At 35.6% G+C, this 14,287-nt stretch carries 11 protein-coding genes; 1 reads left to right on the top strand and 10 read right to left on the bottom strand.

Going from position 1 to position 14,287, the window contains the following annotated elements; genetic code table 11:
• Positions 1-454 precede the first annotated feature (454 nt).
• Positions 455-3,238 (top strand): M4 family metallopeptidase, encoded by a 2,784-nt coding sequence (locus tag J3495_RS07740; RefSeq protein ID WP_210665985.1) that lies wholly within the window; start codon positions 455-457, stop codon positions 3,236-3,238.
• 115 nt (positions 3,239-3,353) lie between these two features.
• On the opposite strand, the gene J3495_RS07745 is transcribed toward J3495_RS07740, so the two are convergent.
• The 10 genes from J3495_RS07745 to J3495_RS07790 form a co-directional block, all read right to left on the bottom strand.
• Positions 3,354-4,958: a fumarate hydratase gene (locus J3495_RS07745; protein WP_210665986.1), complete on the bottom strand. Its 1,605-nt coding sequence runs from the start codon at positions 4,956-4,958 to the stop codon at positions 3,354-3,356.
• A 71-nt stretch (positions 4,959-5,029) separates the two neighbouring features.
• A complete protein-coding gene (locus J3495_RS07750) occupies positions 5,030-5,764 on the bottom strand; it encodes a hypothetical protein (protein ID WP_210665987.1) in 735 nt (244 codons plus the stop codon).
• Positions 5,765-5,783: 19 nt separating this feature from the next.
• The gene (locus tag J3495_RS07755) at positions 5,784-6,470 is read right to left on the bottom strand and encodes a hypothetical protein (RefSeq protein ID WP_210665988.1); all 687 of its coding nucleotides are present in this window, start codon (positions 6,468-6,470) and stop codon (positions 5,784-5,786) included.
• Between the two features lie 31 nt (positions 6,471-6,501).
• Positions 6,502-7,941 carry a nucleoside recognition domain-containing protein gene (locus J3495_RS07760; protein WP_210665989.1) on the bottom strand — a complete coding sequence of 480 codons (1,440 nt, stop codon included), beginning with the start codon at positions 7,939-7,941 and terminating at the stop codon, positions 6,502-6,504.
• Between the two features lie 111 nt (positions 7,942-8,052).
• The gene (locus J3495_RS07765) at positions 8,053-9,129 is read right to left on the bottom strand and encodes a winged helix DNA-binding domain-containing protein (RefSeq protein WP_210665990.1); all 1,077 of its coding nucleotides are present in this window, start codon (positions 9,127-9,129) and stop codon (positions 8,053-8,055) included.
• 70 nt (positions 9,130-9,199) lie between these two features.
• A complete protein-coding gene (locus tag J3495_RS07770; protein WP_210665991.1) occupies positions 9,200-9,913 on the bottom strand; it encodes a 3'-5' exonuclease in 714 nt (237 codons plus the stop codon).
• A gap of 121 nt (positions 9,914-10,034) precedes the next feature.
• A complete protein-coding gene (locus J3495_RS07775; protein WP_210665992.1) occupies positions 10,035-10,514 on the bottom strand; it encodes a methylated-DNA--[protein]-cysteine S-methyltransferase in 480 nt (159 codons plus the stop codon).
• 136 nt (positions 10,515-10,650) lie between these two features.
• Positions 10,651-11,475 carry an SDR family oxidoreductase gene (locus tag J3495_RS07780; protein ID WP_210665993.1) on the bottom strand — a complete coding sequence of 275 codons (825 nt, stop codon included), beginning with the start codon at positions 11,473-11,475 and terminating at the stop codon, positions 10,651-10,653.
• A gap of 2 nt (positions 11,476-11,477) precedes the next feature.
• Complete coding sequence (locus J3495_RS07785; protein ID WP_210665994.1) at positions 11,478-13,871, bottom strand: M28 family peptidase; 2,394 nt, start codon at positions 13,869-13,871, stop codon at positions 11,478-11,480.
• Between the two features lie 14 nt (positions 13,872-13,885).
• Positions 13,886-14,233 carry a hypothetical protein gene (locus J3495_RS07790; RefSeq protein ID WP_210665995.1) on the bottom strand — a complete coding sequence of 116 codons (348 nt, stop codon included), beginning with the start codon at positions 14,231-14,233 and terminating at the stop codon, positions 13,886-13,888.
• Positions 14,234-14,287: the final 54 nt, after the last annotated feature.

Consider the following 14,287-nt stretch of genomic DNA (forward strand, 5'->3'; position numbering starts at 1 on the left):
TCTAAAAAGTCTTATGATTACACGTAAAAGATACAAAAAAAGGAGCAGAAAACTTTTAGCTTCTACTCCTTTTAATTAATAATTATTCTTGAAAAAGAATTTTGAAAAGACTTTTTCAGTGCCCTCTGTAATAGAGCTGGCTTTTTTTATAGGACAAATTTAAGAGTTTGTGAGCTTTTAGATTCTTCCCAACTCAAAAATTGAGCATTTGTACTATTACAAATAATTGAAAATTAATACTATAATTGCTTTTTCGCTATTTTTATTGTCAAATTATTGCGATTTACTTCGTAAAAATGAGTTTAAGATAAAAACAGTTGCATTTTATCGATTAAAGACAAATTTTACCGACCAATTACTTAAAATTAAATACTTTTATCCTTAAATAAAGTATTTACTTACTTTTACTATTTTATTTGTAATCTATTTAACAATTTTAAAACCAATAAGTATTATGGAAAGAAAATTACCCAAAATTATTACAACAGCAGTTGTTTTAACTTTTTCCTTTTCTGCATTTTCGCAGGTGGTGACCGACAAACGGGTTGATCTCAAAAATTTATCCGAGAACGGACAACCAAGTTTGATCACTTTTAGTGATAAATCGGATTATAAAGACAAAGATTTTAACACTGTTTTTAAAGAGCAATTGGGCTTAAAAGACAATCAATCTTTTTCAAAAATTAAAACAGAAACCGATAAGGAAGGCTTTACTCATGAAAAATTTCAGTTGTATGAGCAAGGAGTTAAAGTAGAATTTGCCAATTATACATTACATTCGAAACAAGGAAAGTTAGTTGCTATGAATGGAGAGTTTTATGCATTGGAAAATGTAAAAACAACTCCAAAATTGTCAAATAAAGCTGCTTTTGATAAAGCAATTGTGCATACAGGAGCAAAACAATATCTGTGGGAAACACCATCAGATGCTACTGCAATGGATTATGAGAAACCAAAAGGAGAATTGGTTTTGTTGCCGGCTATGGAGGAACAAGGTCAATTAAGAAAAAGGGATCATGTGCGTTTGGCTTACAAATTTGATATTTATGCAACCAATCCGTTAAGTCGTGGTGATCTTTATATAGACGCCGAAACAGGTGAAGTTTTGTTTTATAATGCCACTATCAAACATTTAGGACAATATAGCCATGGCGGTGCTGCATCTGGAAATGTTGCGGCCAAAATCGATAATTCGATTTTTGAAAATACTATTGTTGCAGCAAATGCAGCGACTCGTTACAGCGGTACGCAAACTATACAAACTACATTGAGTGGTTCTTCTTATATTTTATCAGATGTTACTCGTGGAAACGGAGTTCAGACGTATAATTCGGCTCGAACAGCAACTTATCCCACAACCAATTTTACAGATGCCGATAATAACTGGACGGCTGCCGAGTACAATAATACTAATAAAGACAATGGTGCACTGGATGCACACTGGGGAGCCGAAATGACTTATGATTACTGGTCGGCGGTACATGGTAGAAATAGTTTTGATGGTGCAGGAGCAAAAATTAGAAGTTATGTGCATTATAACTTGGTTGCGGCAGGTTATCCAAACAATAATAATGCATTCTGGAACGGAAGTGTTATGACGTATGGTGACGGTACAGGAACAGGCGGTTTTGATATTTTGACAGCAATGGATGTTGCGGGTCACGAAATTGGTCATGCGGTTTGTACGTATACGGCTAATTTGGCGTACCAAAAAGAATCGGGTGCGATGAATGAAGCTTTCTCTGATATTTGGGGTGCTTGCATTGAGTATCGTGCGGCTCCTACTAAATCCACCTGGTTGGTTGGGGAAGACATAGAAAGAAGATCGGGACATTTGGCTTTGCGTTCTATGAGCGATCCAAATTCTGAGGGACAACCTGATACCTATGGCGGAACGTATTGGATAAATGTAAATTGTACGCCAACTAGCAATAATGATTATTGTGGTGTTCATACCAATTCGGGGGTATTAAATCACTGGTTTTATATTTTATCTGTTGGAAAATCAGGAACCAATGATATCGGAAATGCGTATAACGTAACTGGAATCACAATTGAAAAAGCTGCCCAAATTGCGTATCGTTTAGAAAGTGTTTATTTGACTTCTAATTCAACTTATGCCAATGCTAGAACTTCTGGAATACAATCTGCAATTGATTTGTATGGAGCGGGTTCTCCTGAAGTAATCGCTACTACAAATGCTTTTTATGCAGTAGGCGTAGGTGCGGCATACGTAGGATCTTCTGATACTACGGCACCAACAACACCAACAAATTTAATTGCAAGCGGTACAACAGGATCAACAACAAATTTATCCTGGACTGCAGCAACTGATAATGTGGCAGTAACGGGTTACGATATTTACCAAGGAACAACACTAAAAGGAAGTGCTACGACTACCAGCTATACTGTAACAGGTTTGACTCCATTAACAGCCTATAGTTTTTCTGTAAAAGCAAAAGATGCGGCAGGAAATGTTTCGGCGTCTAGTACTGCTGTAAATATAACTACTCTTGCAACGACTATTACTTATTGTACTTCACAAGGAAATAGTACTGCAGACGAAAGAATCGGAAAAGTTGTTCTGGGAACTATTAACAATACTTCAACAGGAACAGCGGGTTACGAAAATTTTACTGCTATTAGTACTAATTTAACGCAAGGAGTGGCCAATACCATTACTATTACACCAACATGGACTTCTACCATCTATAACGAAGCGTATGCAGTTTTTATCGATTATAATAAAGATGGCGATTTTAGTGATTCTGGCGAAACTGTCTGGACAAGAACAGCTTCTAAAACAACTCCAGTTTCAGGAAGTTTTACGATACCCGCTACGGCAAGTTTGGGTACTACACGGGTTAGAATTTCTATGAAATACAATGCGATTCCAACTGCTTGTGAGACTTTTTCTTATGGTCAGGTAGAAGATTATACGATAAATATCGTGGCAGGATCTGCTGTAGTTCAGGAACTAGTAACTTCTGAAATAGGGAAAGTAACAGATGATTCAAAAGTGACGATTTATCCAAATCCCGTAGTAACAAGTTTAAATGTTTCTCTTGGAGAAGCAAAAGGTTCAACTTTTAAAATCATGAACACTTTAGGGCAACAATTAGCTGTTGGAACATTGACAGAAAGTCCTGTAGATGTTAGTAAATTAACTTCAGGTATTTATTTTATTGAATTAAATAAAGGTGGAAAGAAAATCGTTAAGAAGTTTGTTAAGAAGTAAGAAGTAAAATGTGATCTGTAAAAAGTGAATGTTTACTAAAAAAGAAAACCGCCTAATTAGGCGGTTTTTGTTGCTCTTAGAAACTTAGACACTCAGTATCTTAGGTCCTTAAAAACTATAAATTCTCAAAGAAATCATTTCCTTTATTATCGGTAATGATAAAAGCAGGGAAGTCTTTTACGGTGATTTTTCGAACGGCTTCCATTCCTAATTCTTCAAAATCAACGACTTCTACTTTTAAGATATTGTCTTGTGCCAAAATCGCTGCAGGACCTCCAATTGAACCTAAATAGAATCCGCCGTATTTATGACACGCATCGGTCACTTGTTTGGTACGGTTTCCTTTGGCTAGCATGATCATACTTCCACCATGTTTCTGGAATTCATCTACATAAACATCCATACGTCCTGCGGTGGTAGGGCCAAAACTTCCCGAAGCCATTCCTTCTGGTGTTTTTGCCGGTCCAGCGTAATAAATAGGGTGATTTTTAAAATATTCTGGCATCGGTTTGCCCGCTTCAAGTAATTCCATGATTTTAGCATGTGCAATATCACGAGCCACAATTACGGTTCCGTTGAGTTTCAAACGTGTTTTGATCGGATATTGAGATAATTTTGCCAGCATATCTGCCATTGGCATATTCAAATCAATTTCAACTGGCGCTTCTAAATGTGGTGCAGTTTCTGGTAAAAACTGCTTTGGATTTACTTCTAATTGCTCCACAAAAATTCCGTCTTTGGTAATTTTTGCTTTAATATTTCTATCGGCAGAACACGAAACGCCTAATCCAACCGGACAAGAAGCAGCGTGACGTGGCAAACGAATCACACGTACGTCATGCGTAAAATATTTTCCGCCAAACTGAGCACCAATAGCACTCTCCTGACAGATTTTCTGAACTTTTTCTTCCCATTCTAAATCGCGAAATGCTTGACCCGACATATTTCCCGAAGTAGGCAAGTGGTCGTAATAGCCCGCAGATGCTTTTTTAACGGCGCTTAAATTGGCTTCCGCCGAAGTGCCGCCAATGACCAAAGCCAAATGATAAGGTGGACATGCAGAGGTTCCTAAGTCTTTTATTTTTGTTCGAATGAATGCATCCAATGATTTTTCATTCAATAATGATTTTGTTTGCTGGTATAAGTAGGTTTTGTTGGCAGAACCACCGCCTTTTGCCATGAATAAAAATTCGTAAGAGGCGCCTTTTTTAGCATAAATATCAATTTGTGCCGGAAGATTCGAACCTGAATTTTTTTCTTCAAACATCGAAATCGGAACAATTTGCGAATAACGTAGATTGCGTTTTTGGTACGTATTAAAAATCCCTTTGCTTAGCCATTCTGCATCATCTACACCCGTAAAGATGTTTTCTCCTTTTTTGGCCATTACAATCGCTGTTCCTGTGTCCTGACAGCTTGGTAGCTGACCTTCGGCGGCAACAGATGCGTTTTGCAATAAATTGTAAGCTACAAAACGGTCATTGTCTGTGGCTTCTGGATCATCAAGAATCTTTCGTAATTTTTGCAAATGTGTAGTTCTTAGCATAAACGAAACATCGTTTAACGCTTCTTCGGCCAATAATTCTAACCCTTTTGGGTCGACAGTAAGAATTTCTCGTTCTCCAAATTGTGCTACTTTCACAAAATCAGAAGTGATTTTGCGATATTGTGTTTCATCCTTTAAAATAGGATAAGGATCTTGGTATATAAAATCAATCATTGCTTTGTTTTTTACAAAGTTAAAAATTATTTACCTAAGAAAGAATTTGAATTACAACTGTTTTTCAGGCTTTAATCCAGATCGTGAAACTCATTAAACGGAATCTTTTTCTCAAAGTAGACTTTGTCTTTTGCTGAAAGTAATTGCTTTTTCCAATGATTTCCGCTTAAGCGAAAGACAATCGAGTCGGAATAAGTTACCGTTCCTATTTCGTCATTGTCATTTTCAGGTTCAAATGAAACAGTCTTGCAATAAAAAGATTCGGTATTGGTTTTTGAAGTTGAGTTTTCAAACCTAACCCAGGTTCCCCAACCGCTATCTGAGATGACATTCCATTCATGGACCAACTGTAAGTGGTTGTTTTTTAGATAATAAAGATAATTATTAGATGTATAACCACAAGCGGGATATCCAAAACTAATTTGAATGAAAGGTGATTTTTTAGGCATTTCAACTGAAGCCAATCCGTATTTTGCTCCCCATTCTGATCCTTTTTCAATTCCTTTAATGGTAATTTTTGAATCGGCAGTTTTGGTTTTATTCAGATAAAAATCAAGTCGGTATCTTGCGGTAACAACACTGTCTTTGTCTGCTTTTTGATCTAGAAGATGCGCGAGGATATAATTTTCCTTTGATGTTTCTCCATCATCTGAAATGGAAATCGTATCTGTTTTTAAGAACTTTTCTTCAACAATGCTCACGGTTTGAGTTTTGTTTTCGGGTGTTGTATTTGTTATTTGTGGTTCAGATTTTGGTTTTTGACAACCAATTAAAAACAATAAAACAAAAAGTGCTTGTATTTTCATGAATGTATATCGATGTTATTTATTGTACTGATAAAACCAGTAGTTTCTTTTTTTGATAGAGTTCTGCTAACGAAATTTTTTCTCCATTTAAGTAAAAAAGCTGATTTTCGAATGTAACTTCTTTGGGATCAATTAGGAAACAATAGTTGTCACGATCGTTTAGGACGCCCAGATTTTCGTAGTTTAATTCTATGATTTCAACATACTTTATAATGTTCAATTTATGAGCTTCTTCCAGCGTTATTGGTTGGTCATCGTATCTAAGACAGAATTTATCTCCTTCGCCCGGCATTCCAAACCACGGAATTGCTTTTGCAGATACCAATGAAATGTAGTCAGGAACCTCATGAAAAACAAATAATTTCTTTTCAAAATTTTCAAAAAACTCGGGCAAAGATTTTCTCTCAAATGGTTCGCTGTTATTCCAAAAATAAACACTTTGATTTTGCCATGACGGATCTTGCAGATTTTTTTCGGTATTGTTGTCCCAATAATGCATGTACAATTCACGAGGCATAAAAGTCAGGATAGAATCGTTTATTAACCAGTCAATTTTATTGGGTTCGAATTTGTTTTCTTCTTTCTTTTCTTCGGTTTCAACTTCTACGTTAGTCTCCACTTCTTCAGTAAATTGATTTTTTTCCTCAGATGAGATGTTTTCGATAATATCAACTTCCTTTTTTTTACTAAAAAATCTTTTAAACATACTTCTTGTTTATTATTTGATAAAATGAAATTTAAAAAAACCAACTCGCCACAAAAATAGCGGTAATAACACAAATTACATCTACCAAAAGCATCGTTCCTAAAGCATAACGGGTATTTTTGATGTTGACAGAGCCAAAGTAAACGGCGATCACATAAAAAGTACTTTCGGCACTGCATTGAAAAATACTGCTCAATCTTCCTGTCAAAGAATCGGCGCCAAAAGTATTCATAGAATCAATCAAAAATCCTCGTGAACCTGCAGAACTAAAAGGACGAAGCATGGCTACGGGAAGTGCATCGGTAATTTGTTTGTTGACTCCCATATTCGAGAAAATAAAGGCAATCCCATCACTAATAATTTCAAACAAACCACTATTTCTAAAAAGAGAAATTGCTACTAACATTCCTAAAACATAAGGGAAAATGGTAACGCCGGTTTTAACTCCATTATTGGCTCCTACTACGAAGGCATCAAAAACGGTGGTTTCTGCGTCCTTAAATTTCTTTTCGTTTAAAAATGAAAACACCAGCGTAAAAACTATTATGACAAGTAATATCAACGCAGATAAATTTGTGGTGAAATAATTTTTTCCTATCAAATCTAGATGATTTACATACATAAGCAAACCAATGATTGCCGCAATTAAAACCATTAAAGCAATAACTAAAGAAGCACTCTTGAAATTGATTTTTTGTTTGATTCCCACAATTAGGAAAGCCGCAATTGTACCGATAAACGAAGTAATAATACAAGGAAGCATTACATCAGCAGGATTACTTGCGCCTGCTGCTGCGCGGTAACCGATAATAGAAGTCGCTATTAAGGTTAAACCAGAAGCGTGGAGACACATAAACATAATCTGCGCGTCGCTGGCTTTGTCTTTTTCGGGATTTATTTCTTGTAAACTTTCCATCGCTTTAAGACCAAATGGAGTTGCAGCCGAATCTAATCCTAAGAAATTAGCAGCAAAGTTTAAAGTCATATACGAGATAGAAGGATGGTTTTTTGGGATGCTCGGAAACACTTTTACAAAAACAGGACTCAATCCTTTAGCTAATTTTCCTGATGCTCCGGAAATGATTAAAAGTTCCATTAATCCGCAGAAAAAAGCCAAATAGGCAATAAGAGGCAAAATTAAATCAATCAAAGTAGATTTGCAGGTTGGTAATAAACCATCAGATTTTTGAAGTCCGCTGTAAATTTTTACTGTTTTGTTTTTATAAACATAGGTCGTATCGGCATTTAGCGTATTACGATTGATAATCATCGTTTGATCCGGTGCTTTTTTGATGCTGTCTCTTATAAAAGCAGGAAGCTGTTCAGCGTATTTTTCTGAAACCAGAATAGGATCATCTTTTTTACCATTCAATACAGAATCAATTGTATAAGTATTTGCAGTAAACAAAGTGATCATAATAAAGATGATCGACGAAATAAAGATAGTTAGCCAAAATCTGCTTAATACCATAATGCTGTTTTTTTTGTAAATGTAATTATTTCACAATAAAATGCACAAAGAATTTAGTGTGTAGACGAGAAGAAAGTATTTAAAACCATACTGTTTTAGCAAAAAACCGATTTATTCGATAAGAATTTTGGTTTCGAGATAGTTTTCAAAAGCTTTAATACCTTCAAACAGAATTGCTTTTTTGTGACTTTCGGTTTCATTAAAAAATTGCGTTTCTATTTTAGCGTGATCTTTTTTGAGGGTTCTTTTCCAGGTTCCGATAACTTTACCGTTTTCAAGAATAACCGGTTTGAAAATGCCATTGTTGGTGAAAGCCATCGATTGATGTTCAAGTAAAATAGAAACTTCTCGTGTTTTATACGAAATTAAAATCTCATCAAATGCCGGGATAAAGCGTACGCTTTCGCGGAAGTTGTTTTTAAGAGAATAATCTTTTCCAAACCAATATTTTTGACCATCAATTTCAACTGAATTTAATTGCAATTCAATTGCATTAATGGTTTGTTTACAAATTGTTGTTGGAAAACCAGACCACCATGAAAAGTCATGAAGCGTAGCAGGGCCGTGGCTTTCGAAGTATTTCAGAGCTAATTTTGTTAAGCCTTCTTCTTTGGTTAGTTTGGATTTTGGTTTTGAAACTCGCTCTTCGAGTAATGCATAAGTCATTTGTTTTCCTCGCGTTTTTCCGCTGCAGACTAAACCGTCTAGTTCCGCATACATCATGATAAGAACCGGACTTAAAAAATATTCACTCGTAACCTTTTTAACATTAAGTTCTTGAATGATTTCATCACGGGTTAAATGATTATTTCCGGCCAGCATTTTTTCAATTCTTGAATTAATCTTGTCAAACTCCTTTTCATCATAACCGTATTTTTTGGTTTCAGCAAGAATAATACGTTTGACTTGTGGTCCAGAAACATCCAACATCCAATAAATATCATCGGCAGAAACAAAGTGCCAGGTTGGTCGTAGAATATGGGTACGAATAATTTCTCCTGAATTTATAGTTTCTTCAATCTCTTTTTCAGTTGCATCACATCGAGAACCAATCGCCCATTTTGCCATTGAATAATCCTGAGCTTGCATGGCACCTAAATGATGAACAATTTCTTGTGGAGAACTTGAACTGGTTTCTAAAAGCTTTTGTGAAAGAAGCCTTTGATGTGAAATTTCCCGATGCGTCATTTCTAAAATATTTAAATTTTATAATCTAAAACTTTGCGCCTCTGTAACTTTGTCGCTTTACCTCTAAAAATTAAACATGAATAATTTCCTCATCAATCAGTAAATCTTCGCGTCGCAAACGAAGAAAAATTTGGGCTACGGCAATAGTATCTTTTTCGCAATAGGTCACAATTCGGTCAATGTCTTTTTCTACATAAAAAACATGCGCTACTTGACTGCCGTCGATATCGCCTTTTGGAGAAGGGATTCCGAGGATTTTGGTTAATAATTTTAATGAGGTAAAATGCTTATAATCGCCAAATTTCCATAATTCTAAAGTATCCAGATGTGCAATTTCCCATGGTTTTTTTCCAAAGAGATTCAGTTTGTCTGGAATGGCAATTTGATTGATGATCATGCGTCGCGCCAAAAAAGGAATGTCGAATTCCTTAGCGTTATGCCCGCACAAAAGATGCTGTGGCTGATTGAAATGGTTGCTCAGTAAATTATTAAAATCTTTTAAAATTTTCTTTTCGTCTCCGAAAAAAGAGGTTACCCGAAAGTTTCGAATGTCACCTTTTATCGTAAAATAGCCTACAGAAATACAAATAATTTTGCCAAATTCTGCCCAAATGCCGGCACGTTCATAAAATTCTTCGGGAGAAAATGCGTCTTTTCGCTGGTATTGTGTTTTATGATCCCAAAGCGATTGCATCTCGGCGTCAAGCGAATTAAAATTCTCTTCTTCCGGAACGGTTTCTATATCGAGAAATAAAATATTGTTGAGGTTTATTTTTTCAATCATTGCTGAGGCGTCTTAAATGTTTAGACTTGTGAGATTGTTTGTTTTATAAATATAAACAAATTTCACTTAAAATAAGAAAAAGATTATATTTTATAAAAAGTTTCGTTTCTTTTTTACATTATTATGAAAACAAACTTTGTTGTGTACTAGGGTTTTCGTGCTCCAATAACCATTTTTTACGATGTAAACCACCAGCATAACCTGTGAGTGAACCGTTTGTTCCAATTACCCGATGACACGGAACCACGATCCATAACGGATTTTTGCCATTGGCCGATGCCACCGCCCGAATCGCTTTTAAATCACCCAATTTTTTGGTTTGATCGCTGTAACTTATGGTTTTTCCAAAGGGAATTTCTAATAGTGATTTCCATACCTTTTGCTGAAATTCTGTGCCTTTCGGATTTAATTTTAAATTGAAGTTGGTTCTTTTGCCTTCAAAATACTCCTGAAGCTGTAAAACGGCTTCTTTTAGAATTTCTGGAATTACCACTGAAACCTCGTTTTCGCCTACATCTGAAACTGAAATGACAGCAATACCGTCTTGATCTCCCATGATTTTGGTGATTCCTAAAGGCGAAGTGATATAGGCTGTTTCCATAATTTAACTTCAAAGAAAAGAGTTCTTGAGCAAAGTTCGTAAAGTTTTTTTGCTTTCTACATTTAAATGATTGAAGAAATTTAAGGACTGTAGGGTGTAAAATTTCTAAAGCTTCATTTAAATTAACTTATACGATTTAATAATCGTCCATTTTAAAGTTATAATTTAAAACACGTTCGGTTTTTTCACTAGAAATTACCTTTTTTATATTCGTTTTTTCAGCACTAAATTTCGGTAAAATCAAGTTTTGTTCTTTTGCTTTTTGAGTGTAATATTCTTCTCTTGTGGGATGAAAGGGTGCAACGGCGTTGAAAATTTCATTCCATTTTTCCAGTTTAATAATTTCTAAAAGGACTCCAATGCAATCTTTTTGATGAATGAGATTTACGGGGGCATCCGGATTTTCGAGGTTTTCTTTACCAGCCAAAAATTTCACGGGATGTCGGTCTTCACCAATTAATCCACCGAAGCGCAAAATAGTGGTTTGAAAGTCTTGATTTTGTTGTAAAATACTTTCGGCCAAAAGCAATTGTTTGCCGCTTTCTGTTTCCGGATTCGCATTAGTTTCTTCTGTAATCACACTATTTTCGTTGCCATAAACAGAGGTTGAACTTACAAAAAGTACTTTTTTTACACTTGATTGTTCAATAAAAGGAATCAGGTTTTTGATTTTTTCTACAAATATTTTCTTTTCAGTAGTTGTAGAATCTACATTGCTTCCGCGTAATTTGGGCGGAATATCGATAATCAGTATTTCGCTTTGTGCTAAAAAATCCTCTATAGCGCCTGAAACACTTTCGCTTTCAAGCGCCACCAAAAAAGGATGTATTCCTGCATTTTCTAAAACAGAAAGTTTGTTTTCAGAAGTAGTAGATCCTTTTACAGAATAACCTTCCTGAATGAGTCTTTTCGCCAATGGCAAACCCAGCCAACCACAACCTAAAATACTTACTTGACTCATTTTTATTCCGGTTTAACGCTTGTTGTTAAACTATCTTTTGCAGGCGCAACAGTTTCTTTTGCAGGAAGAACTGCAATTGGTTTTACTGGTGCCTGCGTTTGTCTTTTGATTTTTTGCTGAATTAAAACGGCATCATTGAGCACAAATGGCGTTGGCATCATCCAGTCGCTTCTTGGGGCAATCTTAAACAGTGGATTGGTCATAAGATCGAAAGAACTTTCTATTAAATCCATATCAAAAATGGATGAGTTATTGATCGTGAATTCTAATGTAAGAGGTTCGTTTTTTACTACATAATAAGTGATCATCTTCATCCCGTCTCGTTTTAGAACATTTCCTTTTTCACCATAAGTCTTAACACCATTGGCTTTGAAATTGTAGAAAGTCATTTTGAGATTGGCAAAAATATCGTAACGATTTACTTTTCTGTTGGGTTTAATTTGAATTTTCATGTGACGGCGACTACCGACAAGGCTGTCTCTAAGAAAAAGAATTGTTGGTTTTGGCACGGCTACTTTTGGCGCAATAGCACTGTAAGTAAAGCCGGAATTGTATTTGCTGTAGATGGGCAATTTGTTTAAACCCACTGCTTTTTGAGAGTTTTGCCCTAAGTAGGTTTTGGTCCAATCGTCAAGATTGACATCGTAAGTGGTCCAGACAGCAGCATCATTGTCTGCATTGTACACGTATAACAAACTGTTGGATTTGGCTTTTCCATACTGGTAATCAGAATGATATCCTGCATATACAAAACAAGAGATTGCAATAGTAAAGAAAAACAATGTCAAAGCTCCTTTTCTGGCAAACGACCCGAAAACAGGCAGTAATAATCCGAATGCCAAAACGGTAAGAACAGCGCTTCCAAAAAGAACTTTCAATCCTAAACCTACCGGAAACATTTGAATAAAGGGCACAATAATGATTAATGCCGGAATACTGAAAATTAAATTCAGTCCTAAACTAGAACCTTGGGTCAGGACATAAATTCCGAATAAAACGAGTCCAAAATAAACAGGAATAATCAAAAATCCGGCTCCTGTCAAGCTGTTGGCCAGAAAGGCATTTACGATAATCCAAAGCAATAAAGGTGCTACATAATGGTTCATAGTCACTTTTGCTTCCGAAAAATTGTGATAAAAAGCAAAGCAAATAGCGAGACTCAAGGCTACAAATCCGCCAATGTATGCGTGACCGTTATATGTAAATCCGTTTAACAGATCATTGTATTGCGGGTAGATTTCAAGGAAAATTTTCCATCCCAAAAAAGTAACAAAACCAGCAACAATCACCGACCCGATAAGCGGTACAAAACCTCTGAACATTTCGCTAAATGTTAGGACACGTTTTGCTTTTCCTATAAAAATAAAAAGAATCAGCAATCCTAATGCAATCAAAGTCATCGGGAAAACCCATGTAAACGGATAGGTAACAAACGAAAACGGAATGTTAAAATAGACGTTATCTTCTGTTGTAACGGTTTGGTTAAGATCGATATTAGAAAAATACTTCAGTAAAGGCATCAAATAAGTACCCTGATGTTTAAGTGTAGTTTTGCTTAAATGCTGGATATCATCTTGTTGTGTGTGATAATTGAAATGACTGTCGATAAAGGCAAAATTGAATCCTTGAATGTTGCCTTGTTCTCTAAAAACGGTCAAATCGGTATCATTAGGGAGCATTTTATAAATACTGTACATCAATGAGTTGGATACAGGATAGGTTGTTTTTGCTTTTTTAAATTCCTGAATAAGTCCCTGATTCCCCTGATTGGTCTCCATTAACATATAACTTGGTCCAGAAGAGCCTCGGGCTTCAAAATTGAGTACGAGACCAACCTCTTTTGCCCACGGATGTTCGTTAACAAAAAGCGCAGCGCCATTTAGACCTAATTCTTCTGCATCTGAAAAAAGAATGATAATATCGTTTTTATGCGGTTGTTTGCTGTATAAAAATGCGCGAACTCCCTCTAAAATTGTTGCAACTCCCGAAGCATCATCGCTGGCTCCTTTAGAAAAAGAGTGTGGAGCACTGTCATAGTGCGAAAGTAATAATAGCGCTTTAGAATTATTGGTTCCTTTTATTCGAGCTAAAATGTTTTTCGATTTTACCAATAGACCTCTGTCATTTAAGGTAAATCCTTCCTGAGTACTAGTCTCAAGACCAATTCTGTTGAGCTCTAATTTTAGGTAGTTAGCCACCAACTCGTGATTGGTCGAGCCAACATAATGTGGTTTTTGGGCAATGATTCTGACCTGTTCGAAGGCTCTTTCGGTCGAGAATTCTGCCAAAGCTTCTTCGTCTTTAGTGATAAATTGCGGCATCATTGACGCATAAATAACACCCAGAATCGCCAGAATGCAGATAAAAGCTGTTATGGAATTGTAATTTTTTTTCATGGGATATTTGGGGGCTAAATTTCTTTTTTAACAAGCATATAATAATCATTTTCCAAGGCGCGATAGCCTTGATCATACAGGAAATAGTAGGTGTTTCCTGTTTTAGTCTGCAATATATTAGTAAAAAAATCAAAATCGAAACCTTTGTGCAACATTTTATCTTTTGTTGACTTAGATTTTCCTTCTGTGTTTAGTTCAGACAAAATACGGTAATTTTTACGCAATTTGTTATTTACATTTCGCATAAAATTATTACTGTCTTTATTTATTTTGTTGTTGTAAGCATTTCGGCAGCTGTCAGAACAAAATTTCTTGTCCTCTCTACCCACAATTTTATCACTACATTCAAGGCAGGTTTTCATGATGTTCTATTTTTAAAACTAAAAAACAATTTAAATTTCAAATGATGAATTCTA

The organism is Flavobacterium geliluteum (assembly GCF_017948595.1).
Lineage (GTDB): Bacteria > Bacteroidota > Bacteroidia > Flavobacteriales > Flavobacteriaceae > Flavobacterium > Flavobacterium flavipigmentatum.